The following is a 24,684-nucleotide window of genomic DNA, read 5'->3' on the forward strand; positions in this document are numbered from 1 at the left end:
GATGAGAACCACCCGAGTACTCGCCGCCGCTCTGCTCGCGCTACCGCTGGCCGCCGCACCGCTGGCGGCGAACGCCGCGCCGGATCCGGACCTGCACATCACGTCGGTGACGCTGAACAAGACCGCCGTGGCCGTCAGCGGGCTGAACACCGTGCCGGTCACGGTGACGGTCAAGGGTTCGTTCGATCCCGGGCCCACGGAGCCGGTGAACGTGATCCTCGAGCGGACCGGCGGCAGCGGGCAGGAACGCCTGCTGTTCTCGACGAACCTCGTCCGCAACCAGTCCGCCGGGACCTGGAGCGGTCCGCTGAACGTCCCGTCGACGGCGAACGGCACCTTCAAGGTGACTGGCGTACAGACCGGGCCGTTCTTCCCCGGCAGTGGCAGCATGACGGATCCGACGCCGTACGCCGGTCCGTCGCTCGCGGTCACCGGGACGCACCAGCCGAAGATCACCGCGTCGGTGAACCCGAAGCTGGTGCCGTACGGCCAGCCGTACTCGATCAAATGGGCCGTCACCGACGCGCAGACCGGTAAGCCGTACGGCAGCCGTGTCCGGGTGGTGCTCGGCATCGACAACATCTGCGCCGAGTACTTCGGACCCGGCTACACCAACCTGACCGGCACCGACGGCACCGTGACGAAGGCGTACACGGCCGGCGACGCCAGCTGGGTCAACTGCCTGCTGCTGCCGGGCAACCCGGCGGCGAACGGCGGGCTGGGCTTCTTCGTAGCGCGCCCGCTCACCAAACCGACCGTCACCGCCGTGCCGTCACGGACCAGCGCGCCGGTCGGGACGATCGTCCCGGTCAACGGTTCGGTCCACACGGTGCCGTCCGGAATCGGCTGTGAGGTGTTCCTGCAGCGGTTGTACGGCGCCTCGGCCTGGCGGACCGTCAGTACGGCGGGGATCCGGACGTCCCTGCGGTACACGGTGAACGCGCAGCCGGCGTACAAGGGCCTGATCCCGTACCGCGTCTACGTCCCGGCGTGCAGTTCGATCCCGTCGGCCAGCAAGACCTTCTACATCCGCGGACTCTGACCCTCGTTGGGCGGGTGGGTTAGGCTGACTTAGGTTGACCTAACTTACCCGCCCGAGAGGATCGTGGTCGCGTGCCGAGCCCCGCACCCCGTCGTAACCGTGTCTGCAAGCGTGCCGTCGTGCGGCGGACCGAGCGGATCACTCCGCACATGATCCGGGTCGTGCTGACCTCGGACGACTTCGCCGGCAACGGCTTCACCGACGCGTACGTGAAGCTGCTGTTCTGCAAGGACGGCGTCGAGTACCCGGAGCCGCTGGACCTGGGCGCGGTGCGGGAGACGTACCCGGCCGAGCACTGGCCGACGATGCGGACGTACACCGTACGCAACTGGGACGAGGAAGCCCGCGAGCTGACCATCGACTTCGTGTACCACGGTGACGAGGGCGTGGCGGGTCCGTGGGCGGCGTCGGCGCAGCCGGGTGACGTGGTGTGGTTCAACGGCCCGGGTGGTGCGTACGCGCCGGACGAGGCGGCCGACTGGCACCTGCTGGTCGGTGACGAGAGCGCGCTGCCGGCGATCAGTGCCGCGGTCGAGAACCTGGCGCCGGGTGCCCGGGCGACCGTGCTGGTCGAGGTCGGCGACGAGACCGACCAGCAGAAGTTCGGCGGGAACGGCGACGTCGACGTGCGGTGGTTCCACCGGGCGACCGCCGCCGGCGGGCGTGGCGACGACCTGGTCGCGGCGGTCGAGGCGCTCGACTTCCCTGCCGGCACGCCGGACGTGTTTGTGCACGGCGAGGCCGGTTTCGTCTTCCGGATCCGCAAGAACCTGTTCCAGGACCGCGGCCTCCCCCGCGAGCGCGTCTCGCTGTCCGGCTACTGGCGCCTCGGCAAGAACGAGGACGGCTGGCAGGCCGAGAAGGCCGAGACCAAGAAGCAGGAAGTCGCCTCCTAGGCGTCGCGGCGGACGGTCAGTACGTCGATCAGCGTGCCGGCCTGGTTCGTTGGAAGGACCCAGTCTTCTCCGTTGGCCTGCAGGATGACGGCTGGGCCTGGCGTGGTGACCGCGTGGGTCACCGCGATCGGGAACTTGAGCCGTTCCACGCCGGACAGCGAGAACTCGTGGCTGCCGGTGATCGCGGTCAGCGGGTAGTTGCGGGACTGGTGTTCGGAACGAGGCATCGGGCGCGCCTGGATCGTCACGTCGTCGGCGCCGACCAGTACGGCGGCCAGCGGGATGCCGCGAAGCCGGAAGACCAGCTCGTACGGCGTACTCGCGAGCTCCGGCACGAACGGGACGAGCAGTGCGCGGTCCGCGGCGCGGGCGAGTGCCAGTCCAGCGAGGATCCCGAGGATCAGCCCGGGCAACGCGAGAACCGCCGGCCACCACACGCCGACCGCCAGCGGGAACAGCGTCACCATCAGTCCGGTCAACCCGCCGAACAACGCGGCGACACCCATCCACCAGCGCGGTTGGTACCGGTGCCTGCGACGCAGTACGAACCCAAGTGCCAGCATCGCCAGCGGTACGACGCACCCGATCCACGCGACCGCCGGACCCGTCGCCGCGATCACCGCGACGGCGACCAGCAGCAGCACCGGAATCCCCAGGTACGCCGCCGTCACGATCCTCTGCACCCGCCGAAGCCTGCTCTCCACGGGAAAACCCAAGCACATCCCTGTCACAGCACCTACTGTGCAGGGGGTGATCGAGATTCCCGCGAGGCTCATCCGGAACCACCGCGAGAAGGCGTCCGACTGGCTGGACAGCCTCCCGGGAGCCGTGGAGCGGTACGTCGGCGAGTGGGACCTGACCGTCGACGGCGAGGTCCTGAGCGGCGAGGCGTCGCTGATCGTGCCTGTCGTACGGCGTGACGGAACGCCGGCCATGCTCAAGCTGCAGGCGGTCAACGACGAGTCCGAGGGCGAGGCGCTGGCCCTCCGCACCTGGAACCACGACGACGTCGTCGAGGTGTACGAGGACGAGCCCTCCACCTCCACGATCCTGCTCGAGCGCCTCCAACCGCAGACGCTCGACGACCTGCCCGACGACGTCGAGGCGACGCGGATCCTCGCCGAGCTCCTCACACACCTGATGGTTGTCCCCGCGCCGCCGGGCGTCCGGCGGCTCTCCGACATCGCGGGGCAGATGGTGGCGGACGCGCCGGCCGTCATCCCGCTGCTGGCGGACCCGTCCGAGCGCGCGCTGGCGCGCCGCTTCGCCGACCAGGTGTCCGAGGTGCTGCCCGAGCCCGGCGATCGGCTGCTGCACTGGGACCTGCACTACTACAACGTGATGGCCGCGAAGCGACAGCCGTGGCTGGTCATCGACCCGAAGCCGCTGGCCGGCGACCCGGCATTCGAACTCATGCCCGCAGTGTGGAACCGGTGGGACGACCTGGTGGCCACCGGGGACCTCTCACAGGCGATCCGGAACAGGTTCGATCTGATGCTCGACGTGACCGGGATCGAGCGGGATCGGGCGCTGGCGTGGACTGCCGGGCGGATGCTGCAGAACGTCCTCTGGTTCACCGAAGACGGTGACACCCGGATCGAGGACGAGTTGAAGGCGGTCGCGGATGCCCTCCTTGCGTGATTACATGATTACGTGACTACTCCGACGCTGTACGACTGGGCCGGCGGCCACGAGGCGCTCCGCCGGCTGACCGAGGTGTTCTACGACAAGGTGCTCGAGGACCCGATCCTCGCACCGGTCTTCGCGCACATGAGCGAGAACCACCGCGAGCACGTGGCGATCTGGCTCGGGGAGGTCTTCCGCGGCCACAGCCGGTACACCGACGAGCTCGGCGGCTACCCGGCGATGCTCTCGCACCACCTCAACCTCGGGCTGACCGAGGAGCAGCGCTCGCGCTGGGCGGCCCTGATCGCGGCCAGCGCGGACCCGGCGGGGCTGCCCGACGACCCGGAGTTCCGTTCGGCGTTCGTCGCCTACATCGAGTGGGGCACCCGGATCGCGCTGGCGAACTCGCAGCCCGGCGCGACCCCGCCGCCGAAGGCGCCCGTCCCGCACTGGGGCTGGGGCGAGGCACCGCCGTACCAGCCCTGACGTGAGTTAGGGGCCTTGCCGTTGGGTAGAGTCCCGGGTTCACGCTGTGTCCGCCGGCGGGGATGCGAGGGTTTACCTGTGACCGCTCAGCTCGAGTACCCCGACATCCAGGATTCCGATGCCCTGTTGTCCGTGCAGGGGCTGTGGAAAGTGTTCGGCCCGAAGGCGCAGCGGGTGCCGCATCGGCCCGACCTCGCCGCACTGGATCGCGCCGCGCTGTACGCGAAGACCGGCTGTACCGCGGCCGTGCGCGACCTGAGCTTCGACGTCGCACCGGGCGAGGTGTTCGTCGTGATGGGCCTGTCCGGGTCGGGGAAGTCGACGCTGGTCCGCTGCCTGACCCGGCTGATCGAGCCGACCGCCGGGCGGCTGACCTTCGAGGGTGAGGACCTGCGCGCGGCCGACGAGAAGCGGCTGCGCGCGCTGCGCCGGAGCAAGTTCTCGATGGTCTTCCAGCACTTCGGGCTGCTCCCGCACCGCAAGGTGATCGACAACGTGTCGTACGGCCTGGAGATCCGCGGCGAGAGCAAGCCCGACCGCCGGCGCCGCGCGCAGGAGGTGATCGACCTGGTCGGCCTGGCCGGGAACGAGCACCTGTACCCGGAGCAGCTGTCCGGCGGCATGCAGCAGCGGGTCGGCCTGGCGCGGGCGCTCGCGAACGATCCGGATGTGCTGCTGTTCGACGAGCCGTTCTCGGCGCTCGACCCGCTGATCCGGCGGGAGATGCAGACCGAGGTGGTCCGGCTGCACCGCGAGGTCGGCAAGACGATGGTGTTCATCACCCACGACCTGTCCGAGGCGCTCAAGCTCGGCGACCGGATCCTGCTGATGCGCGACGGTGCGGCCGTCCAGCTCGGTACCGGCGACGAGCTCGTCGGCGCACCGGCCGACGACTACGTCCGCGAGTTCGTCCGCGACGTACCGCGGGCCGACGTACTGACGTTGCGCTGGATCGTCCGCGAGCCGCGGCCGGACGAGCCGCTCGACGGGCCTGAGCTCGGCCCGGACGTGCTGGTCCGGGAGGCGACCCGGCTGGTACTCGAGGCCGACCGCCCTGTGAAGGTCGTCGAAGGGGGCACCCTGCTCGGCGTCATCGGCGACGAAGAAATCCTCGCCGTCGTCGCGGACCACTGATGGCTGCCATCACCAGCGACGTGGAGGTCGAGGTCCGTCGGCCCCGGCGTGGCGTCGTCGTCGGCGTACTGCTCGTCGCCTGGGTCGCGGCGTACTTCGTCCTGCGCGGGATCGACACGCTCGTCCTCGGCGGGCAGGACACGACCGCGCTGCACCGCTGGCTGACCGGGCATCGCGACGACGTCGGTCAGGGGAACGTGTTCTTCGACGCGATCCGGGCCGTCGTCGACCAGTTCGTCGTACTGCTGCAGGACGTCATCTCGCAGCCGTCGTTCGACCGCCCGGTCCCGGTGATCGGCTGGCTCGGCGTGATCGCGATCGCCGCGTACTGCGCGTGGGCCTTCGGCAACTGGAAGGTCGCCGTACTGACCGCCTTGGGGCTCGGCTTCGTCGGACTGCAGGGGTTGTGGCAGGAGAGCATGGACACGCTCGCGCTGACCATCGCGGCGGTGCTGCTGTCGTTGCTGGTCGCGATCCCGCTCGGGATCTGGGCCGGGCTGTCCAACCGTGCCTTCAAGGTTGCCACGCTGGTCCTGGACCTGATGCAGACGTTACCGACGTTCGTGTACCTCGCGCCGCTGACGCTGTTCTTCGCGATCGGGCCGGCCGCCGCGACGATCGCCACGCTGATCTACGCGGCGCCGCCCGCGGTCCGGCTGACCGCGCACGCGATCCGCTCGGTACCGCCGGAGAGCGTCGAGGCGGCCCGTTCGCTCGGTTCGACCGGCGGACAGACGCTGGTGAAGGTACTGCTGCCGATGTCGCGGTCGACCGTTGTCGTCGGCATCAACCAGACGATCATGGCGGCGCTCTCGATGGTGACCGTGGCCGCGCTGATCGATGCGCCGGGCCTCGGCCAGACCGTGCTGAAGGCGCTGCAGACGCTGGACGTCGGCGTCGCGTTCAACGCCGGCCTCGCGATCGTCGTACTCGCGATCGTGCTCGACCGGGTGACGACGGCGGCGGGCGACCGGCCGTGGCGGACGGCGAGCGTACGGCGAAAGGTCCTGCTCGGCGCGGGCGCGGTCGGCGTACTGGTCGCGATCTGGTTCTCCCGGACCTACGTGTGGGCGGCGGAGTTCCCGTCGGGCGCCAACGTGGGCTCGCGGATCGCCGTCGTCGCGACCGACGTGACGAACTGGGTGCAGGACGTCTTCGGCGGATTCACGTACGGCGTACGCGACGTGGTGACCAACGCGCTCTTGAATCCGCTCGAGGGATTGCTGACCGGCTCGCCGTGGTGGCTCGTGTCCGTCGTGGTCGTCGCGTTGGCCGGAGTGCTCGGTGGATGGCGAGGTGCCGTGCCCGCGGCCGTGTGCCTCGGCCTGCTGGTCGCGACCGGGGTGTGGCACGACAGCATGGTCACGCTGGCGTCGACCTTGCTCGCGACCGTCGTGGTCGTGGCCGTCGGGCTCGCGCTCGGCGTGTGGGCCGGGCGGAACCGGCGGGTCGACACGTGGATCCGCCCGGTGCTGGACGCCGGGCAGACGATGCCGCCGTTCGTGTACCTGGTCCCGTTCCTGGCGCTGTTCGGGACGAGCCGGTTCACCGCGATCGCGGCGGCCGTGGTGTTCGCCGTACCGGTGACCACCAAGATCGTTGCTGACGGCATCAAGGCGGTACCGATCGCGACTGTCGAGGCGGCCAACTCGGTCGGCTCGAGCAGCTGGCAGGTGATCAGCAAGGTGCAGTTGCCGGTGGCCCGGCGGGCGATCACGCTCGCGGTCAACCAGGGCCTGATCTACGTACTGTCGATGGTCGTCGTCGGCGGGCTCGTCGGCGCGGGAGCGCTCGGGTACGACGTGGCGGCGGGCTTCGCGCAGAGGGAGCTGTACGGCAAGGGGCTCGCGGCCGGGTTGGCGATCGTTCTTCTGGGTGTGTTGCTCGACCGAGTAACACAGGCGGCGGCCCGTCGTACCCACAACTACGAAGGAGATAAGCGGTGAAGAAGCTCCGGTACGCCGGTGTTCTGACAGCTGTCGCATTGGCTGTGGCTGGATGTGGTGGGCAGAAGGTCGGGGAGGACAAGCCGGCTGCCGGTGGCAAGGAGTGCGGCTCGTTCAACCTGACCGTCAGCCCGTGGGTCGGGTACGAGGCGAACGCTGCCGTGGTGTCGTACGTCGCGACCAAGGACCTCGGCTGCAAGGTGACGAAGAAGAACCTCGCCGAGCAGGTCGCCTGGCAGGGCTTCGCCACCGGCGAGGTGGACGTGAACCTGGAGAACTGGGGTCACGAGGACCTGAAGAAGAAGTACATCGAGACCGACAAGGTCGCGGTCGAGGCCGGTTCCACCGGGGTCAAGGGCGTGATCGGCTGGTACGTGCCGCCGTGGATGGCGGCCAAGTACCCGGACATCACCGACTGGAAGAACCTGAACAAGTACGCCGCCCTGTTCAAGACGTCGGAGTCCGGCGGCAAGGGGCAGCTGCTCGACGGCGACCCGTCGTACGTCACCAACGACGAGGCGCTGGTGAAGAACCTGGCGCTGAACTACAAGGTCGTGCAGAGCGGCAGCGAGACCGCGTTGATCCAGGCGTTCCGGGACGCGGAGAAGAACAAGAAGCCGCTGCTCGCGTACTTCTACCAGCCGCAGTGGTTCTTCAACGAGGTCAAGCTGGTGAAGGTCAACCTGCCGCCGTACAAGTCCGGCTGCGACGCCGTCGCTGCGAAGGTCGCCTGCGACTACCCGCCGTACGACCTGGACAAGGTCGTCTCCAAGAGGTTCGCCGACTCCGGCAGCCCGGCGTACGACCTGGTGAAGAACTTCAAGTGGACCAACGAGGACCAGAACACGGTCGCCCGGATGATTGCCGTCGACAAGCTCACCCCGGACCAGGCCGCCGAGAAGTGGGTCAAGGCGAACCAGTCCAAGGTCAACACCTGGCTCGGCAAGTGATCCGGTCCACGTCGAAGCGTTCGGCGGGCGGTAGGGGCGCGCCGACCTGCTGACGTAGTGCTGTGGCTTCGGCGAGGAGGTCGCGGGCGCGGGCGGAGTCTTCGGTCGCGCCCGCCAGGCCTTCCAGGGCGAGGGCGATCGCACGCTGGTCGCCGATCTGCCGGGCCAGTTCGAGACCGTGTTCGTGCAGGGTGCGGGCTGTCTTGTAGTCGAGGCGTTGTTCGGCGATGAAGCCGAGTTGGTTGGTGATGAAGGCGATCCCGGGAGTGCCGCCGACCTGGGTCAGCCAGGTGAGCCACTTGCGGAACAACCGCTCGGCTTCGTCGAGCCGTCCCTGGCGACGGGCGGTCAGGGCGAGGCCGACCTCGGCGTACTCCTCGGCGGACTTGTTCGACTGCTCGACCGCGAGCCGCCGGGCCCGCTCGTGCAGCTCGACCGAACGCGCGTAGTCGCCGGTCAGCAGGGCGATCCGGCCCAGCCCCGCGGTGCGGAACGAGACCTCGGTCCACAGCCCGAGGTCCTCGGCGCGCCGGATCGCGTCCTCCAGGTACGCCGTGGCGGTCGGGTAGTCGCCGCTGATCTCGGCGGCCACGATCAGCGTGTACGTCGCTTGGAGCCGGCCCCAGTCGTCGTCGAGCGCGTCGAACAGTTCGAGGCTGCGCAGGCTGTCCCGGCGCATCGCGGCCAGGTCCGCGTGCACGATGTTCAGCTGTGCCCGGGTGCTCAGCGCCGCGGCGAGACCCCAGCGGTCGCCCCGTTCGGTGAAGGCCGCGATCGCCCGGTCGATCCAGCCGAACAGCACGTCCGCGTCGCCGTACGCCCACCGGGTCATGGTCAGGAACCAGAGCGCGTGCGGGTCGTCGTCGCCGACGGCTCGTAGCGCTTCCTCGCCGGCTGCGGCGACATCGGTGCCGTCGGCATCGGTCGCGGTCATGCCCACGAGCCAGACCGTGGCCTGCGCGCGCAGGGCCGGGTGCCGGCCGGGCAACGCGAGTGCGGCCGCGAGCGAACGCCGTGCTTCACCATGGCGGCCACGGAGGTACCAGTACCAGGCGAGCGAGGTGGCCAGCTCCAGCGACGGTGGGACGACCCGGAAGTTCGCAGCCTCCTGGTCGAGCCGCTGCAGCCACTCACGCTGAGCCGGACCGCGCAGTTCGGCCCTTCGCGCGAGCGCCAGGTAGTAGTCCGCATGCCTCCGGCGGGTGACGGCCTCCTCTCCGGCCTCAACCAGCCGCTCGAGGCTGTACGCCGCGATGGACTCGAGCAGGCGGTACCTGCCGCTGGTGGCCACCACGAGCGACTTGTCGACAAGCGACAGCAGGAGGTGCTCGGGCAGCTGACTGATCTCGACGGCTGCCTCCAGTGAGAACGAGCCGGCCTGGACGGCGAGTCTCCGCAGCATCCGCCGCTCCTCGTCGTCCAGCAGGTCCCAGCTCCAGTCGATGGTTGCCCGGAGGGTCCGCTGCCGCTCCGGTCCGCCCTTACCACCTGAGAGCAGCCCGAAGCGGTCGTCCAGGCGTTCCGCGAGTCCTTGCACGCCCAGCGCACGAACGCGAGTCGCAGCGAGCTCCAGCGCGAGCGGGATGCCGTCGAGCCGGCTGCAGATCGCTGTCACGTCGTCGGTGACGCCTGCCCGCGCCCGGAAGAGCTCTGCGGCAGCCTCGGCCGTCAGCGGCGGTACTTCGAGTACGCGCTCGCCGGTCAAACCCAGTGGTTCTCGGCTCGTCGCGAGTACACGCAGGCCGGGTGCGGCCAGCAAGCGTCGTACGAGCTCTGCCAGGTCCAGGTGCTCGCAGTTGTCCAGGATGAGCAGGACCTGCCTGCTGCTGAGTGAATCGAGCAGCCGCGGGAGGAGGTCGGTCGACTCGTCGCGCAGCTCCAGGGCAGTGGCCAGCGCGTCCAGTACGTCGTCTTGCTGCAGCGCAGCGAGCTCTACCAGGAGCGCGTTGCTCGTGCTGCGGCCGAGCTCGAGTGCCAGACGGGTCTTTCCGACTCCACCTGGGCCGACCAGCGTCAGCATGCGGTTGGCGGCCAACTGCTGTTGAGCCTCGGCCAGAGTCTCCTCGCGGCCGATCAGGTCATTGAGCGGCTCCGGGAGCGTAGCCCGGCGGCGGAGTGACGGGGCGTGGCGCAGGATCGCCTGGTGCAGCTCAGCCAGCTCTGGTCCGGGGTCTGCACCGAGCTCCTCCGCCAGTGCGGTGCGCAGAGCGTCGTACGCACGGAGCGCGTCGTGCTGCCGACCCGCCCCGTAGAGCGACTTGAGGTGGACAGCGTGCAGCCGTTCGTCGAGTGGGCGCTGCCGCACGAGCACGGTCGTCTGCTGGAGAACGTCCTCGCCCCTGGCGGCCAGAAGCGAGATCGCACTCAGGTACAGGGTCTCCAGCCGGTCGCGCTCGGCTCGGGCGAACTGGTGGTCGAGCACATCGGCGTACGGCTGACCGCGCCAGAGGTCCAGTGCGTCCCGCAGCCGCCCGGTGCGCACGTACTGCTCGAAGATGTTGCTGTCGACAACGTCTGCGGTCAGCGTGTACCCGGCCGGGCCGTGCTGGATCACGCTGCGCGCGCCGGGCTCGGCACGGTCCAGTACGCTGCGCAGTTGGGACACGCGAGCCTGCAGCGTGCCGGTCGGGTTGCGCGGCGGGCGTGCGCCCCACAGGTCGTCGATCAGCCGGTCGGCGGTCACCGGCCGGCCCCGGTTGGCCAGCAAGTCGAGGAGCAGGGTCCGGACCTTCCGGTCGGGTACGAGGACCGGTTCGCCGGTGTCCGTCCGCACCAGCAGCGGACCGAGCACCCCGAAGTACATACCCGTAGTAAACCCGTAGTGCGTTCTTCGAGCATCGGGTGCATGAGTTCAAAGGAAGCAGTGACTGTGATCGGACTCGGCGCGATGGGGTCCACGATGGCCAGGACGTTCCTCGACGCCGGACATTCGACCACCGTCTGGAACCGGACACCTGGCAAGGCGCCGGGGATCGGTGAGGTCGAGGCGACGACAGCGGCCGAGGCGGTGGTCGCGAGCACGTTAGTAGTGATCAGCCAGGTGGACTACGCGGCGATGTACGAGTCGCTCGCGGACGCGGACCTCAGCGGGCGAGTGCTGGTCAACCTGAGCTCGGACAGCCCGGAGCGGTTGCGTGCGGCGAGCCGGTGGGCCGAGGAGCGGGGAGCGACCCTGGTCACCGGCGGGATCATGGTGCCGCCACCGGGGATCGGGAAGCCGGGCGCGTACGCGTTCTACGCAGGTCCTGCCGACGTGGTGGCGGCCCATCGCGAGACGCTGGAGGCACTCGGCCGGGTCGACCACGTGGGCACCGATCCCGGACTGGCGATGCTCTACTACCAGGCCATGCTGAACATCTTCTGGACGACGTTGATCAGCTACTTCTACTCGGCGAGCCTGGTCGGCAGCGCCGAACGACTACGTCCGTACGTCGCGACGATGCTCACCGACCTGACCGCGGACGGGCCGATGGGCTTCCTCAACATCCTGACCACGGCGATCGACTCCGGCTCGCATCCGGGTGCCCAGAACAACCTCCACATGCAGGCCGTCGGCGCCCAGCACGTCGTCCAAGCCTTCACCGAGGCCGGGCTCGACGTCACCGTGCCGGGTGCGATGGCTGCACTGTTCGCCCGGGCTGATGCGGCCGGCTACGGCGCCGACGGTCTGAGTGCCTTGGTCGAGCTGGTCCGGAAGTCTTAGGCGGCGGTCGTCAGCTTGCACTGACCGTCGGCGCAATCGCGCTGCAGTCTGCCGCGGGAGATGGTTTCGATCAGGCCGACGACCCAGCAGGTCGGGCAGCCGCGGAACGCCAAGAGCGTGACAGGGAGCAGTAGGAGGCTGGCCGCGCCCGCGGCCGGGATCAGGGCGAAGGCGGCGATCAGACTGCCGAAGCCGATCAGACCGCGGATCAGATGGCGGGGCAGTGAAGTGCTGGCGAAGGTCATAGGAGGGCTCCGAGGGATTCGCGCACGGTGGTGCGGGCGCGGTGCAGGCGGGATTTCATGGCGGGAACAGTGAGGCCCAGGGCCTTGGCGACCATCGGGCCGCTGTAGCCCTGGACGTCGCGGAGGATCAGGACACTGCGTTGGTCGGCAGGCAGTTGCGCGATGGCCGCGGCAACTGCCTGCGCTTCCAGTTGGCGCAGCGCCTCGTCCTCCGCGGAGGGCGCCGTTTCCGGAGCCAGCGGCTGGTCACGCAGTACGGCGCGAGCGCGGCGGAGGCACTCGTTGCGGATGATGCGGAACATCCACGACGTCAGCGCACTCGTCGCGCGGAGCATGCCGATCTTCCGGTACAGGATGATCAGCGCCTCCTGTGCGGCGTCCTCCGCGTCCTCGGGTGTGGCGCACAGAGTCCGGGCGAACCGCCGTACGGTCGGGTGCGAGTCCGCGACCAGTGTGGTGAGCGCGTCCAGGTCGCCGTGCTGGGCGGCTCGGATCAGGTGTTCGTCGAGGTCAGCCACGGGTCCGCCGGCGCAGGACGACCACGCTGCAGGTGCCGAGCAGGACGACGGCGACGGCTGCGGCGACGATGATCCAGGTCATGGTGTGCTCCTTCGTCAGGGTGCGAGGTCAGGAGTAAGAGACGGCCCAGCCCGGAAAGGATTCAGCAAGGATTCACCGCTGAAGTGGGGTTGAGCTTGTACACACGGGCCAGGGGCAACTATCACGATGTGGCGGGGCAACGCCGACGACACGCCGGATTTCGGACAAAACCGGGTAAGTTCGTGTCCATGATCATCGTGACAGCTGCACTGAAGGGCGGGGTCGGTAAGACAACCACGTCGGTGTACTTGGCCGCGCTGGCATCTTCCAACCGTCGAACCTCGACTCTGATCGACGCGGATCCGCAGGGCAGTGCGGCGGACTGGATCGCGGAGTCCGAGGACGACCAACTGCACCGGATCGAGATTGCGGAGGCGCCGACGGAGCGTCTGCTGAACAAGGCACTGGACAAGGTCCCGCCCGAGGGCATCGGCATCGTCGACATGCCACCGTCCCACGAGCGGCTGCTGAACAAGGCGCTCGAACGGGCCCGGATCGTGGTCATCCCGACCCGGGTCGGCGGCGTCGAGACCCCGCGGGTGAAGGCCGTACTGGAGCTCGTCCCGGACGACGTACCGGCCGGCCTGGTGGTCTGTTCGGCGCGGACCTACACCCGGTCGTACCAGGACGCGATGCAGCAGTACGCCGCGGAGAACATCCCGGTCTGGGGCACGATCCCGGAGCGCGTCTCGATCACGGCCGGCCCGACCGGTCCGCTCGCTGCCGACGGCCTCGAGTCCTACAAGAAGGTCTGGCGCAAGATCCTCGCCGCCGCCCGCACGTAGCAACACTCACCGCTGGAGCGGCGGTTCGCCTCGGACGTACGAGCGGATCACGGTGGCCGCCGCACCACGCGCCCAGTCGTCGAACGTGTGCGACCGGAGCACCAGTCGGCAGTCCCCGGCCGCACCGAACGCGTGCTCCGCGAAGGCGCGGCGCATCCGTTCCTCGTACAGGTCGTACTCCGCGACGCCCTCGCCGGCGATCATCACCAGCTCCGGCCCGACCAGGTTCACCATCGCGGCCAGCGCGGAGCCGATCACCTCGCCCGCGCGGTCGAAGGCCTCGCGGGCCTGCCGATTGCCCTCGTGCGCCAGCTCGATCGCACCGGCGAGGTCGAGGTCGGTACGGCCGGTCTTCTCCCGCGTCCGGGCCAGGATCGCGTCCGACGACGCGACGGTCTCCACACAGCCCCGCCGGCCGCACGTACACACCAGGTCGCCCGGCGCCAGCGGCAGGTGGCCGAGCTCGCCGGACACGCCGTACGCGCCGGAGACGACCTCGCCGTTGATGTACAGCCCGCAGCCGATGCCGGAGCCGATCGTCACCACGGCGAACGAGTCCGCGTTCACCCCGGCGCCGAACCAGTGCTCGGCGACGGTCAGTGCGCGGACGTCGTTCGAGACCACGATCGGGACCCGGATCCGGTCGCCGAGCAGCTCCGCGACCGGGACGCCCCGCCAGCCCATCAGCGGCGAGTCGCGGACCACGCCGTGCGCCGCGTCCACGTCACCCGAGATCGCGATCCCGATCCCGGCCGGCGGACCGGCCACCGCGGTACCGGACTTGAGCGCGGCGATCAGCGCCTTCACGTGGTCGGCGAGCCGTTTGATCACCAGCTCGGGGTCGGTGCTCTCCAGCTCCTCGTGGCGGACGTTCAGGATGCCGGCGGTGAAGTCGGTGGTGACGCCGATCAGGCTGGTCGGCGTGACCTTGACGCCGATCACCGAGACGCTGCCCGGAACCACGGTCAGCGGGCTCACCGGCCGGCCGATGCCGAGCTGACCGTCCTCGCCGGCCGGTGCATCGGTGACGAAACCGGTGTCGATCAGCGGCGCGACGGCCTTCGTCACCGCGGCCTGCGACAGCCCGGTCCGGCGCGCGATCTCCACCCGCGGGATCGGCCCCTGCGTCAGGATCTTGGTCAGCACCTCGATCCCCGCCGGCGTGGCCAGGGGAAGCGGACGATGAGGACGCAGCGGCACGAGAACAACCTACAAGCGCACAGACCTCATACGCCGGTTTCTGCCAGTGTTGGTGACGTCAGCGCCCAGCGGATGGTCTTGGTGAGCCCGTCACCGGCGGCCCGTACGACGGTCGCCTCGGCCAGCGGGAGGTACGGGAGCCGTAGCGGCAGCCTGGTCCACCACGGGAGCAGGCTGACCGCAGCGGCGGTCAGTACGCCGTACGCGGGTCGTGCGGCCCACGGGACGGGCGGGTGGATCAGGATGAAGCGGGCCGCCTGCCGTGCCTCCGTCGTACCGCGTAGCTCGGGCTGGTAGTCCTTGAGCAGCTGCTGCACCTGGGCGAGCGTTGTGGGTGGGTCGATGACGCCCAGCCTTTCCGCTACGAGCGCAGCGTCCTCGACGTACTGGTCCTGCTCCTCGGCGGTCAGCGGGTGAGCGCCGTACCGCTGGTGCGCCGCCAGGAAGCTGTCCACCTCTGCGATGTGCACCCACTTCAGCAGATGCGGGTCGGAGGCGCGGTACTTCACGCCGTCCGGACTGGTGCCTCTTACGCGTTCGTGCACCGCCTTGACGTGTGCGATGGCCTCCTCGGCCTGCGGGATCGCGCCGTACGTGGTGATCGCCAGGAAGTAGCTGGTGCGCCGTAGGCGACCCCACGGATCGCCCTGGTAGCCGGAGTGCGCTGCGACGGCAGCCATCGCCAGTGGGTGCAACGACTGCAGCAGGAGTGCCCGGAGCCCACCGGCGAACATCGATGCGTCACCGTGCACCCGGCGGATCGGACTGTCCTCCGGGAACCAGCGCGGGCCTGGCGTGTTGTGTACCCGGTCGCGCTCAGCCTGTGGATCCGGCCCCGCAACCTTCGTCAGGATCATCCGGGCAATGCCGTCCCGCAGCGGTCCGATCATGGTGGCGGTCATGGAGCCAGTGTTGCTCAGGTGTCGTACTCGTGTTCCAGCAGGGAGTAGAGCCTGGAATCACGCCAGGCGCCGTTCGTGAACACGTGATCGCGCAGCTGGCCCTCGTAGGTGAAGCCGATCCGCTTCACCACCGCGATCGAGGCCTCGTTCTCCGGCCCGATCGCGGCCGTCACCCGGTGCCGGGCGAGTGGGCCGAAGGCGAACTTCAGCAGCGCCCGGGCCGCGTCGGTCGCGTACCCGTGGCCCCAGTGGTCGGCGCCGATCGCGTACCCGAGCTTGGCCGTCCAGGACCCGCTCGGCGCGATCCGGCCGAACCCGATCACCCGGTCGTCGTCCGGCCGGGTGATCGCGAGCATGTAGTCCGGGCGGTCGGCCAGCGCCGACCGCTCGACGATGCCGGCCAGGTTCTGCTCGGCCTTCGTCCGGTCGTAGCTGTCGAACGCCATCCAGGTCGTGACCCGGTCATCACCGGCGATGGCCAGGTAGTCGTCGAGGTCGGAGGTCCGGAATTCGCGCAACACAGTCAGCTGTCCGCTGAGCTCCATTGACGCAGGCTACCGGGGGAAGGTCTGCATCGGCGTCCGGGTGAACGACTCGATCTCCTCCTGCAGCTCACGGGCGTCGTCCGCGCGACCGGACTGCCGCAGCGCCTGGTGGACCCGGCGGGCCGAGTGCACGACACCGTTGATCCGGCGCTCGGTCGGCAGTGTCAGCACCGGGGCCAGCGCGTCCGCGGCGCCGTCCAGCTCCCCGCTCGCGATCCGGGTGATCGCCATCGCCGCGTGGCTGCCTGCCGCGTCGCCGAACGCCCACTCGGGGTGGTTCTCGTCGGTGTAGGCGTCGACGGCCTGGGTGGAGTACCGCTGGGCCTGCTCGACCTCGCCCGGCAGCTGCGCCAGCGCGTCGGCGGCGTAGTACAGCTGGCGGTTGCGGCCGAACGTGCAGAGGCCGCCCAGGTCGTCCAGGTCGTCGTTGTGCACCGAGTTCCACGCCTCCTCGGCGCGCTCCAGCGCGGCCCGGGTGGCTTCGGGGTTGCCGAGCGCGGCCCAGGCGCGGGCCTCGCTGACCGGCAGCCAGACGCTGGTGGTGCTGTTCGCCTGCTCCGCATACCCGGCACCGAGCTGTGCGTACCGCACGGAGTCGTGGGGGTTGCCGGCCCAGTAGGAGACCAGCGACTGCAGGCCGCGGACCCAGGCGCGCAGACCGTGGTGGTCGGCGTTGTCGGCGCACATGAACGCGGTCCGGGCCTGGGTGAGCGCTGCGTGCGGGTTCCCCAGGTCGTGGGAGGCCTTGGCGAGCAGACCGCCGGTGACACCGGCCAGGAAGTACAGCTGGCGGTGGTGCTCCGGGCGCTGCCGGCTCTCCAGCAGGCCGAACACCAGGTCCTGGGTCTCGACCAGCTGGCCGAGGATCTCCGGCAGTGGGCGCTGTGGGTACGCCTGGGCGGCATGGCGTACGTCGTCGTACACCTGTTCCATGGCCTCGCTTCCGAGACCGGACTGGGCCGCAAGGGCGAACGCCCTTGCGCGGCTGGCAGCCATGTCGAGAACCTCCATCTCGTTACCTGTCGTGATCCGTCCACTCGCGGCAGGTGCCGGCACCACCTGGGCGGCCTGTTCGGCGACGTACGGCGCGAGGAGTTCCTCGACCGGTTTGCCGAACATGCGTTGCAGGGTGCGCCGGGTCTGAGGAGTGGTCCCTGCGCGCTCGCCCGATGCGAGGCGACGCAGGTGCCGCTCGGTGATGGTTCCACCCAGCTCGACGAACTCGGCGACGATCTCGGAGTAGGTCTGGTTCCGGCGCTGGATCAGGTGCGCCAGGACCGTCTTTGGCGCGTACCTACCCGCCATCGTTCCTCCCGTTCACGTCAGTCAGACGTTGTCTCGACTTGTGCCCCACGACAAGGTGCTGTCCCCCAGATGTCCGCGAGAGGACCTGAAGAGGTCCGGCAAAGGTCCGGTCCAGGTCCTAGAGCGGTCACGTTGGGCTCGTGCACCATTACTGCCATGACAACCAGTAAGTCCAACTGGTTGCAAGGCCTGAGAGTTACGGGGTGAGAGGTTGTGACCATCGCGGAAATGACGTCGAGACAGCACCGGCGCCGAGTCCGGGTCTGGTTCGGCGAGCACGTGATCGCGCAGTACGTCGCGGAGGCCCCCCTGGCGGCCCGCTACGAACAGGCGATGCGGCGCCGTTTCGCCGGTCTCAAGGTCACCAACGACCTGCTCGGGCCGCACGACGCGACCGACTGAACCACCTGTGGTTTCCGGGTCCTCCTCAGACCCGGTCAGCTGCACCCTGGGGTCTCCTCACGTCCAGGGGGCAGCGCTTGGAAGGTCCGGGACACTCCTCAGTCCGCGGACGAAACCCAGAGGTGCGGTCCGGAGCACTCCTCAGCTTCGGACCGCACCGCCCACCTGACCCGGCTGGGCTTGGCGGTTGACCCTGTATCGCCGCCGCCCAGCCGTTCCAACCACCTCCTGGCCGACACCTCGGGCCAGGCAGGGCCGAGTGTCCTGGGCGGTAGGACACCGGAGGCTCCCGACACCTCACCGGGAACCTCCCCCTTGAGGTGGCCGGCTCCGAGTGTGACCGCCGCGCCTGGGCGGTCACACCCGGAGCCTTCAGACGCTGGCCCGCTCTCCGTCCCGGGGTCCCCCGGTGCGCGCGACCCGGCCGCCGTTCAGCAGCCCTTCGGCGCGCTTTTCGGAACATTTCCGGCGGTATGTGCCGATTTCTTACCGGAAAGGGCTCAGACGTCCTGTGCCCGCGCCGCGTAGACGGCGAAGGGTGCATCCGGCTGCATCTCGGATGCGTCGGCGGACCAGCCCTCGGCGCGGATCTCCCCGGCGTACTGCATGCCGAGGCGGTTCATCACTGCCTGGGAGGCGGTGTTGGCCTGTTCGGTGAAGGCGATGACCGCGGACGCGTTCAGCGTGGTGAAGGCGTAGTCGAGGCCGGCTCGCCCGAGTTCGGTCGCGAGGCCCTGGCCACGGGCGGACTCGACGAGGGCCCAGCCGACCTCCAGACGGTCGGCGGCCCACTCCGGCCCGACCAGGGCTTCAATCGCCTCGGCCGTCGGCGTACCGGCGGGAATCCGGGACAACCCACCGCGCCCGACAAGCCCACCGCCTCCGCGCCCACCGACGCCGTGCCCGGCGCGGCGGTCGTCGGTTCGGTCGTAGGCGATCCACTTGCCGACGGCATCCCGTTCCCACCTGGACTGATGTTCGCGGGCCTGCACGGCGGCCTCGTCGGCGGAAAGAGTTCCGCCGTACCAGCGGGCCACCCAGGGGTCAGCGAAGATGCGCTCGAGGTCCGGTGCATGTCCGGGGAGGACCCCGTTGGGTCCGGTGATCGGTTCGAGGCGGAGCCGGTCGGTGAAGCGGGTGCGGACGGCGTGCGCGACCAGGTCCCGCAAACGACGGTCACCGTCAGTGCGGTTGACCATCAACAGGTCCAGCTCGTCCGGCCCGGCCCAGGCGGACGCGTCGTGCTTGCCGGCTTCCAGCCGGGGCCGGCTGAGGTTCCCGTCGACGGTGACCAGGTAGTCGACCTCTCGTCGTACCCGGCCCTTCCACTCCCATTCCCAGTCCGCGACGGTCCAGACGATGTCGCGGACCTTCCACCCCGTCTCCTCCTCGACCTCCCGCGCCAACGCCTCCTCAGGCGTCTCCCCAGGTTCGAGATGCCCGCCCACGATGTCCCAGATCCCCGGCAACAACCGCCGCTCCGCCGTACGCCGCTGCAGATAGACGCGATGCTGTTCGTCGCGGATCAGTGCACCCACGCAGTCGACTGCGCGCATAGCTATCGGAGGGGGCGTTCGGTGATGCGGTTGGGCATGAAGGCGACGGCTACTACCAGGAGGAGGGCGGCTGCGGCGGCGCCGTAGTACACGTCGTGGACGGCGGGGGCGAGGATGCCGGCGGGGACCTTCTCGAGGTCGGCGTGGTCGTCGCCGAGGCGGGCTGCGACGACGCCGTTCGCGACGGCGCCGAAGAGTGCGACGCCGACGGCGCTGCCGACCGAGCGGGAGAACATGTTGGCGCCGGTGACCACGCCGCGGGTCTGCCATTCCACCGACGACTGCGCCGCGACGACCGACGGCGACGCGGAGAACCCGAGGCCGACGCCGATCACGAAGCACGCGAGCGCCAGGTGCAGTACGGCACTCGTGGAGGTGACCGTCAGCAGGATCCCGGCGCCGAGTACGACGATCAGCGCGCCCATCAGCATCGTCGTACGGAACCCGACGCGCAGGTAGATCCGCCCGGCGAGCGACGCCGCGATCGGCCAGCCGAGCGTCATCGCGGCGAGCGTGAACCCGGCGATCAGGGCCGACGTACCGAGAACGCTCTGCGCGTACAGCGGCACGTACGTCGACAAGCCGATCATCAACAACCCGATCAGCACCGCCGCCGAGTTGGCCGAGTTCAGGACCCGCTGGCCGAGCACCCACAGCGGCAGGACTGGCTCCGCGGCCCGCCGCTCGACGAGCACGAACGCGGTCAGCAGTACGACGGACGCGGCCAGGATCACGATGCTCGTAGGCGCGGCCCAGTCCCACATCACGCCACCCTCGAGCAGCCCGAGCAGCAGCAGCGAACCGCCGGCCGCGAGCAGGATCGCCCCGGCGTAGTCGATCGTGTGGCCCTTCTTGTCCGCGACCTTCTCCTCGAACCGGCGGATCAGCACCCACGCGGCGGCCAGCCCCAGCGGGATGTTCACGAAGAAGATCCACCGCCACGAGATGTAGTCCGAGAACACGCCACCGAGCGTCGGCCCGACGAACGACGAGATGCCCCAGACGCTGGCGATGTAGCCCTGCACCTTGGCCCGTTCGGCGACCGTGTAGATGTCGCCGACGATCGTCATCCCGATCGGCTGGATCGCGCCGGCGCCGAGGCCCTGGATCAGCCGGAACGCGATCAGCGCCGGCATGCTCCACGCGAACCCGCAGAGCACCGACCCGACCAGGAACAGCCCGACGCCGAGCAGCATCATCGGCTTCCGGCCGCGCTGGTCGGCGAGCTTGCCGTAGATCGGCACCGACACCGCCTGGGCGAGCAGGTAGATCGAGAACAGCCAGGGGAACTGGGTGAAGCCGCCGAGGTCCGCGACCACGGACGGTACGGCGGTGGCCAGGATCGTCGCGTCGATCGCGACCAGCCCGACGCTCAGCATCACCGCGAGCAGGATCGGACCCCGCTCCGAACGGAGCCCCACGCTTGTCCGGTCGATCCGCTCTGTAGTCATATCACCGACCAATGTATGTGAACCGACAGCTATTCCCTGAGTCGTCGACCGCCTTCTGGACTTCACCCAGATACGACGAGGCAGGCACGCCCGGTGCAAGGCGAGGTCGGCTCACCGGCCGTTACGCTCCCGGGGTGAGGATGCGGTCTTTCGTGAGCGGCGCCGTGCTCGTGCTGACCGTGTCACTGACCGTGGTGCTGCTGCCGATCGCGATCAACGTCGGCACTGGCGGTACGGCGCCCGCGTTCCTCGCGCCGTACGTCGGCTGGGTGTGGCCGGCGGTCGGCGTGCTCTGGCTCGTCGCGGTCGGGACCGCACTGCTCGAGGTACGGAACCGCCGGCAGCCGCGGATCTCGCATCGCACCGCCGACCAGCCGCGCAACCGGCAGAACGCGCTCCTGCAGATCGACCGGTACCTGTCCGAACGCCGGGCCGGCTCGCTCGCCTCACGGACCCGGATCGCCCTCGCGCTGGACGGTCAGCCGGATGCCGTACGCCCGTTCGACCTGCTTGTGCAGCCGCTCAACAGTGCGCCGACCCGGATCCCGAACGACGCGGACATCGCGACCGTGTTCGACGAACTCGAGGACAGCATGCTGGTCCTCGGTGCACCGGGTGCCGGCAAGACCACGCTGCTGCTCAACCTGGCCCGGCGGCTGTCCGCTCTTGCGCACGCCGACCGGCACCAGCCCATCCCGGTAGTGGTCGACCTGGCCGGCTGGGGAGCGCAGTCGTCACACCGCGCCGACGACGACCCTCACGACAGTGCCTTGTTAGCAGGGTTCGTACGGTGGTTCCTGTTCGAGCTGAGCGACCGCTACCGCATTCCACCAGGTGTAGGACGCACATGGTTGCGTGACGGCCGGCTGGCACTGCTGCTCGACGGCCTCGACGAGATCGCCGAACCGGACCGCCCCAAGCTCGAACCGGTGCTGAAGGAGCTCCGCCACAACTACCAGGTCGGGCAACTCGCTGTTACGTGCAGAACGCACGACTACGAGCGCCTCCCCCAGCAGCTCAGTCTGTTCGGTGCGGTGCACATCAGGCCGCTCACAAGACAACAGGTGCTCGACTACTTCGCCACCGTGGGTCCTGCACTCGACGGCGCGCGTGCAGCGATCGAGCAGGACGACGAGCTGTGGGACCTGGTGAGCTCGCCGCTGATGCTGAACGTGATGACGCTCGCTTACCAGGGCCGCGCGCCCGAGGAGGTCACAGCCGGTGGAGTGGCGGACCTGCGGCGGGAGCTCTTCGACACGTTCCTGTCCGAGGTCCTCGCGCGCAACCGCAAGACAGGTCGCCAGTACGACGCCAAGACCGCAGTGCGGCGGCTGTGGTGTCTGGCGTGGTGGACCCGCAGCCGTGCCGGCGACCGCACCTCCGTACCGCGGTGGCTGACGCCGGACGGGTGGTACGGCCTCCCACTTCCGGAGGTGGACTACCTGACGCACGCGGTGTGCCTGCCGGCGCTCTTCGGAGCTCTCACCGCGGGCGCGACGTTGATGATGGTTGCGCAGTACGGCGCACTCGCCGGCCTCGCTGTTGCCGGTGCAGCACTGGTGCTCGTACACCTTCTGCCGCACCCCTGGCAGAAGCTCGACGGGACCGGTCCGCGCCGGGTGACGCTGTCAGCGCTCCTCCTGCTGACGGGTACAGCCCTGACCGTTGCTGTGACAGGTGCTGCGCTCGGACTGGTGGAGATGTTCACGGCCAAGGTCTCGCTCGGTATCGAGGCCGTACTGATCGCAGGGGCGTACGTCGTCGAGCTGATCGTCTTCCACGACAACAGACGGCGGCTGCTGCTCGGTGTGCGGCTCTTGGTGGTCGTCCTGTCGAGTGCGGTCGTACTGAGCCTGGGTGACGCCGAGCCGTTCGCGTCCGGTGTCGCGATCGGGCTGCTGGTTGCTCAGGGGATCCGCATGGTGAAGTCGCTGCCGACCGACCACCTGTCCTCCGCACGGCCCGGTGAGAGCTGGTGGATGGATCTGTGGGTTGTCGGTGGAGCAGCGGCTGCGTTCTTGGTCGCAGTACTACTGGGAGCTGACCTGTTGTCGCCGCAGCTGGAGGCGACCGCGGGGATCGTGGTCGGCGCTGTGGCTGCCAAGGCGTGGCGGCGGCGACCCCCTGTCCTGGCTGGTCCGTTGTCTCGGTCGCTGCACGACCTACTGCTTCGCTGGACGGGCTACCTGTCGTGGCGGCCCAGGGCCTTCCTGCAGTACGCCGCTGACCGCTACGTGCTCGCTCGGACCGGGCGGGCGCAGTACGCGTTCATTCATCTGCTGATCCGTGACCACCTAGCCGAGTGCACGCCCGACGAGCTGGCCGCCAAAGTGGACCGCCGGATCGCCGAGCGCGCCGCGGATTAGAGTGCTGCTGTCCGCCGTAGAACAGGAGTCCTGATGCCGCAGATCACCGTCGACTACTCGCACCCGGTGGAAGACGCCTTCGACGTCGACGGGTTCACCCGCGCGCTGCACGAGGCTGTCGTCGAGATCGCGGCGGCCAAGCCCGAGGGGTGCAAGACCATGGTCAGGTACGACAATCTCTCGGCCTACGGGTACGCCGACAGCGCGGAGAAGGCACATGCTCTGGTACGGGTGTCCATCGCGCTGCTGCCAGGCCGCACGGACGAGGTGAAGGTGCGGCTGACCGAGGCCACGCTGGAGCTACTGGGCAAGTACATCGCGCCGCAAGACGGCGTCACGTTGCACGCCTCTGCCGAGGTGCGCGAACTGGACGCCTCGTATCGGAAGTTCGACCGGTAGCTCAGGCGGGTTCGTTAAGGGCGTAGCCGATCAGGCTGGAGCACAGGGCGAGGGCGATCAGCGTGCTGAGTGCGAGCCGGAGCGAGGTGTGTTCGGCGATCGCGCCGAGGATCGGGGTCGCGACGCCACCGATGCTGACCGCGAGACCGAGGGTCATGCCGCCCGCCGTACCGACGCGGCCGGGGAGGAAGTCCTGGCCGAGCGTGACATGCAGCGAGAACGGGATCGACATCGCGATCGCGGTGAGCGCGAGGAAGCCGAAGAACGCGCGGCCGGGTACGAAGACCAGGCAGGCGATCGCGGGCACGGCGACGGCGTACGACGTACGCAGGGTGCGGATGCGCCCGTACCGGGTGGCGAGCCGGCCGCCGAGAAGCGTGCCGAGCGCGCCGGCGGCGAAGAGTACGAAGAGCGCCGTTCCGCCGGTCGTCGTACCGCCACCGACGCGTTGCCCGGCGTACAGGGCGATGAAGGTGCCGAGGCCGACGAAGACGATCGAGCGGCAGACCATGATCGCCGACAGGCGCAGGAACGACGGCCAGTCGTCGGTGCCTTCTGCCTGGTGGCGTACGGCGGGGGCGGTGACGCGGGTGCGGATCGCCCAGGAGGTGATCGCGGCCCCGACGAGTGCCGGTACGACGAGGACCGGGGTGAGCGACAGGCCGCCGGTGGCGATGAGCGGGGTGACGAGTACGGGCGCCAGCGCGAAGCCGACGTTGCCGCCGACCGAGAACCAGCTCATCCCGACGTGACTACCGCCGCTGACGAGCCGTGCCATCCGCGCGGCCTCCGGGTGGTACGCCGCGACGCCGAGCCCGGAGAGGGCGGCCGCCAGCCACATCAACCAGTACTGCTCCCCGACGCCGAGCAACGCGATGCCGAGTCCGGCGGTTGTCATCGCGACGGGGATCAACCAGGTGAGCGGTCGCCGGTCGGTCAGTACGCCGAACACGGGCTGGACTACCGATGACAGCAACGTCGCCGCGAGCGTGATGCCTGAGACCGCGACATACCCGAGGCCTCGCTCCGCGACGAGGAACGGGACGAGTGCTGGGACGCACCCCTGGTAGACATCCACGCACGCGTGGCCGACTGCCATCAGGCCGATAGATCTCCGCACGAACCGATCGTCGCCGCGCGCTCAG

At 69.3% G+C, this 24,684-nt stretch carries 23 protein-coding genes; 12 read left to right on the top strand and 11 right to left on the bottom strand.

The features are described 5' to 3' along the window. Position 1: 1 nt before the first annotated feature. Together ACZ5BU_RS25790 and ACZ5BU_RS25795 are read left to right on the top strand one after the other, a co-directional pair. Positions 2–1,042 (top strand): hypothetical protein, encoded by a 1,041-nt coding sequence (locus ACZ5BU_RS25790; RefSeq protein WP_465702901.1) that lies wholly within the window; start codon positions 2–4, stop codon positions 1,040–1,042. A gap of 119 nt (positions 1,043–1,161) precedes the next feature. Further along, entirely contained in the window at positions 1,162–1,938 is a 777-nt protein-coding gene (locus ACZ5BU_RS25795; protein ID WP_465702903.1) for a siderophore-interacting protein, read from the top strand. On the opposite strand, the gene ACZ5BU_RS25800 is transcribed toward ACZ5BU_RS25795, so the two are convergent. Continuing rightward, the gene (locus ACZ5BU_RS25800) at positions 1,935–2,621 is read right to left on the bottom strand and encodes a hypothetical protein (RefSeq protein WP_465702905.1); all 687 of its coding nucleotides are present in this window, start codon (positions 2,619–2,621) and stop codon (positions 1,935–1,937) included. The two genes, ACZ5BU_RS25795 and ACZ5BU_RS25800, sit on opposite strands and share 4 nt — an antisense overlap. A gap of 67 nt (positions 2,622–2,688) precedes the next feature. On the opposite strand from ACZ5BU_RS25800, the gene ACZ5BU_RS25805 reads away from it, so the two are divergent. The 5 genes from ACZ5BU_RS25805 to ACZ5BU_RS25825 all read left to right on the top strand — a co-directional run bounded on the left by ACZ5BU_RS25805 (position 2,689) and on the right by ACZ5BU_RS25825 (position 8,080). Further along, positions 2,689–3,579 carry an aminoglycoside phosphotransferase family protein gene (locus tag ACZ5BU_RS25805; protein ID WP_465702907.1) on the top strand — a complete coding sequence of 297 codons (891 nt, stop codon included), beginning with the start codon at positions 2,689–2,691 and terminating at the stop codon, positions 3,577–3,579. A gap of 12 nt (positions 3,580–3,591) precedes the next feature. After that, positions 3,592–4,050 (top strand): group II truncated hemoglobin, encoded by a 459-nt coding sequence (locus ACZ5BU_RS25810; RefSeq protein ID WP_465702909.1) that lies wholly within the window; start codon positions 3,592–3,594, stop codon positions 4,048–4,050. Positions 4,051–4,128: 78 nt separating this feature from the next. After that, positions 4,129–5,184: a quaternary amine ABC transporter ATP-binding protein gene (locus tag ACZ5BU_RS25815; RefSeq protein ID WP_465702910.1), complete on the top strand. Its 1,056-nt coding sequence runs from the start codon at positions 4,129–4,131 to the stop codon at positions 5,182–5,184. Then, the gene (locus tag ACZ5BU_RS25820; RefSeq protein WP_465702912.1) at positions 5,184–7,130 is read left to right on the top strand and encodes an ABC transporter permease subunit; all 1,947 of its coding nucleotides are present in this window, start codon (positions 5,184–5,186) and stop codon (positions 7,128–7,130) included. Before ACZ5BU_RS25815 ends, ACZ5BU_RS25820 begins: the two co-directional genes overlap by 1 nt. After that, on the top strand, positions 7,127–8,080 hold the full coding sequence (locus ACZ5BU_RS25825; protein ID WP_465702914.1) for an ABC transporter substrate-binding protein: 954 nt from the start codon (positions 7,127–7,129) through the stop codon (positions 8,078–8,080). Before ACZ5BU_RS25820 ends, ACZ5BU_RS25825 begins: the two co-directional genes overlap by 4 nt. Here the strand turns inward: ACZ5BU_RS25825 and ACZ5BU_RS25830 are convergent. After that, positions 8,058–10,883: an AfsR/SARP family transcriptional regulator gene (locus ACZ5BU_RS25830; RefSeq protein ID WP_465702916.1), complete on the bottom strand. Its 2,826-nt coding sequence runs from the start codon at positions 10,881–10,883 to the stop codon at positions 8,058–8,060. The two genes, ACZ5BU_RS25825 and ACZ5BU_RS25830, sit on opposite strands and share 23 nt — an antisense overlap. A gap of 42 nt (positions 10,884–10,925) precedes the next feature. On the opposite strand from ACZ5BU_RS25830, the gene ACZ5BU_RS25835 reads away from it, so the two are divergent. Continuing rightward, a complete protein-coding gene (locus tag ACZ5BU_RS25835; RefSeq protein WP_465702918.1) occupies positions 10,926–11,783 on the top strand; it encodes an imine reductase family protein in 858 nt (285 codons plus the stop codon). On the opposite strand, the gene ACZ5BU_RS25840 is transcribed toward ACZ5BU_RS25835, so the two are convergent. After that, positions 11,780–12,028, bottom strand: coding sequence for a hypothetical protein (locus ACZ5BU_RS25840; protein ID WP_465702920.1), 249 nt, complete (start codon positions 12,026–12,028; stop codon positions 11,780–11,782). The genes ACZ5BU_RS25835 and ACZ5BU_RS25840 overlap by 4 nt on opposite strands. Continuing rightward, positions 12,025–12,546 carry an RNA polymerase sigma factor gene (locus tag ACZ5BU_RS25845; protein ID WP_465702922.1) on the bottom strand — a complete coding sequence of 174 codons (522 nt, stop codon included), beginning with the start codon at positions 12,544–12,546 and terminating at the stop codon, positions 12,025–12,027. Before ACZ5BU_RS25845 ends, ACZ5BU_RS25840 begins: the two co-directional genes overlap by 4 nt. A gap of 270 nt (positions 12,547–12,816) precedes the next feature. On the opposite strand from ACZ5BU_RS25845, the gene ACZ5BU_RS25850 reads away from it, so the two are divergent. After that, positions 12,817–13,413, top strand: a complete 597-nt coding sequence (locus tag ACZ5BU_RS25850; protein ID WP_465702924.1) for a ParA family protein — start codon at positions 12,817–12,819, stop codon at positions 13,411–13,413. A gap of 6 nt (positions 13,414–13,419) precedes the next feature. On the opposite strand, the gene ACZ5BU_RS25855 is transcribed toward ACZ5BU_RS25850, so the two are convergent. From ACZ5BU_RS25855 to ACZ5BU_RS25870, 4 genes are read right to left on the bottom strand one after another with little or no spacing between them, the layout of a single operon-like run. After that, a complete protein-coding gene (locus tag ACZ5BU_RS25855) occupies positions 13,420–14,613 on the bottom strand; it encodes an ROK family transcriptional regulator (protein ID WP_465702926.1) in 1,194 nt (397 codons plus the stop codon). A gap of 26 nt (positions 14,614–14,639) precedes the next feature. Beyond that, positions 14,640–15,515 (bottom strand): oxygenase MpaB family protein, encoded by an 876-nt coding sequence (locus ACZ5BU_RS25860; protein ID WP_465702928.1) that lies wholly within the window; start codon positions 15,513–15,515, stop codon positions 14,640–14,642. 14 nt (positions 15,516–15,529) lie between these two features. Continuing rightward, positions 15,530–16,060: a GNAT family N-acetyltransferase gene (locus ACZ5BU_RS25865; protein WP_465702930.1), complete on the bottom strand. Its 531-nt coding sequence runs from the start codon at positions 16,058–16,060 to the stop codon at positions 15,530–15,532. A gap of 9 nt (positions 16,061–16,069) precedes the next feature. Beyond that, positions 16,070–17,365: an XRE family transcriptional regulator gene (locus tag ACZ5BU_RS25870; RefSeq protein ID WP_465702932.1), complete on the bottom strand. Its 1,296-nt coding sequence runs from the start codon at positions 17,363–17,365 to the stop codon at positions 16,070–16,072. 228 nt (positions 17,366–17,593) lie between these two features. On the opposite strand from ACZ5BU_RS25870, the gene ACZ5BU_RS25875 reads away from it, so the two are divergent. Beyond that, the gene (locus ACZ5BU_RS25875; RefSeq protein WP_465702934.1) at positions 17,594–17,767 is read left to right on the top strand and encodes a hypothetical protein; all 174 of its coding nucleotides are present in this window, start codon (positions 17,594–17,596) and stop codon (positions 17,765–17,767) included. 500 nt (positions 17,768–18,267) lie between these two features. On the opposite strand, the gene ACZ5BU_RS25880 is transcribed toward ACZ5BU_RS25875, so the two are convergent. Then, positions 18,268–19,305 (bottom strand): GNAT family N-acetyltransferase, encoded by a 1,038-nt coding sequence (locus ACZ5BU_RS25880; RefSeq protein WP_465702936.1) that lies wholly within the window; start codon positions 19,303–19,305, stop codon positions 18,268–18,270. Positions 19,306–19,325: 20 nt separating this feature from the next. Beyond that, on the bottom strand, positions 19,326–20,774 hold the full coding sequence (locus tag ACZ5BU_RS25885) for an MDR family MFS transporter (RefSeq protein ID WP_465702938.1): 1,449 nt from the start codon (positions 20,772–20,774) through the stop codon (positions 19,326–19,328). Positions 20,775–20,914: 140 nt separating this feature from the next. Between ACZ5BU_RS25885 and ACZ5BU_RS25890 the strand changes: the two genes are divergently transcribed. Continuing rightward, complete coding sequence (locus ACZ5BU_RS25890; protein WP_465703566.1) at positions 20,915–23,140, top strand: NACHT domain-containing protein; 2,226 nt, start codon at positions 20,915–20,917, stop codon at positions 23,138–23,140. 33 nt (positions 23,141–23,173) lie between these two features. Then, the gene (locus tag ACZ5BU_RS25895) at positions 23,174–23,539 is read left to right on the top strand and encodes a 5-carboxymethyl-2-hydroxymuconate Delta-isomerase (RefSeq protein ID WP_465702940.1); all 366 of its coding nucleotides are present in this window, start codon (positions 23,174–23,176) and stop codon (positions 23,537–23,539) included. 1 nt (position 23,540) lies between these two features. On the opposite strand, the gene ACZ5BU_RS25900 is transcribed toward ACZ5BU_RS25895, so the two are convergent. Continuing rightward, the gene (locus ACZ5BU_RS25900) at positions 23,541–24,659 is read right to left on the bottom strand and encodes an MFS transporter (protein ID WP_465702942.1); all 1,119 of its coding nucleotides are present in this window, start codon (positions 24,657–24,659) and stop codon (positions 23,541–23,543) included. Positions 24,660–24,684 lie beyond the last annotated feature (25 nt).

The organism is Kribbella sp. NPDC031520 (assembly GCF_055580825.1).

What these genes read in the sequence shown, in the direction of transcription:
- ACZ5BU_RS25790 (WP_465702901.1), top strand. Translation starts at nt 2, where the DNA reads ATGAGAACCACCCGAGTACTCGCCGCCGCTCTGCTCGCGCTACCGCTG.
- ACZ5BU_RS25820 (WP_465702912.1), top strand. Translation starts at nt 5,184, where the DNA reads ATGGCTGCCATCACCAGCGACGTGGAGGTCGAGGTCCGTCGGCCCCGG.
- ACZ5BU_RS25830 (WP_465702916.1), bottom strand. Translation starts at nt 10,883, where the DNA reads ATGTACTTCGGGGTGCTCGGTCCGCTGCTGGTGCGGACGGACACCGGC.
- ACZ5BU_RS25835 (WP_465702918.1), top strand. Translation starts at nt 10,926, where the DNA reads ATGAGTTCAAAGGAAGCAGTGACTGTGATCGGACTCGGCGCGATGGGG.
- ACZ5BU_RS25840 (WP_465702920.1), bottom strand. Translation starts at nt 12,028, where the DNA reads ATGACCTTCGCCAGCACTTCACTGCCCCGCCATCTGATCCGCGGTCTG.
- ACZ5BU_RS25850 (WP_465702924.1), top strand. Translation starts at nt 12,817, where the DNA reads ATGATCATCGTGACAGCTGCACTGAAGGGCGGGGTCGGTAAGACAACC.
- ACZ5BU_RS25860 (WP_465702928.1), bottom strand. Translation starts at nt 15,515, where the DNA reads ATGACCGCCACCATGATCGGACCGCTGCGGGACGGCATTGCCCGGATG.
- ACZ5BU_RS25865 (WP_465702930.1), bottom strand. Translation starts at nt 16,060, where the DNA reads ATGGAGCTCAGCGGACAGCTGACTGTGTTGCGCGAATTCCGGACCTCC.
- ACZ5BU_RS25870 (WP_465702932.1), bottom strand. Translation starts at nt 17,365, where the DNA reads ATGGCGGGTAGGTACGCGCCAAAGACGGTCCTGGCGCACCTGATCCAG.
- ACZ5BU_RS25875 (WP_465702934.1), top strand. Translation starts at nt 17,594, where the DNA reads ATGACGTCGAGACAGCACCGGCGCCGAGTCCGGGTCTGGTTCGGCGAG.
- ACZ5BU_RS25885 (WP_465702938.1), bottom strand. Translation starts at nt 20,774, where the DNA reads ATGACTACAGAGCGGATCGACCGGACAAGCGTGGGGCTCCGTTCGGAG.
- ACZ5BU_RS25890 (WP_465703566.1), top strand. Translation starts at nt 20,915, where the DNA reads ATGCGGTCTTTCGTGAGCGGCGCCGTGCTCGTGCTGACCGTGTCACTG.
- ACZ5BU_RS25895 (WP_465702940.1), top strand. Translation starts at nt 23,174, where the DNA reads ATGCCGCAGATCACCGTCGACTACTCGCACCCGGTGGAAGACGCCTTC.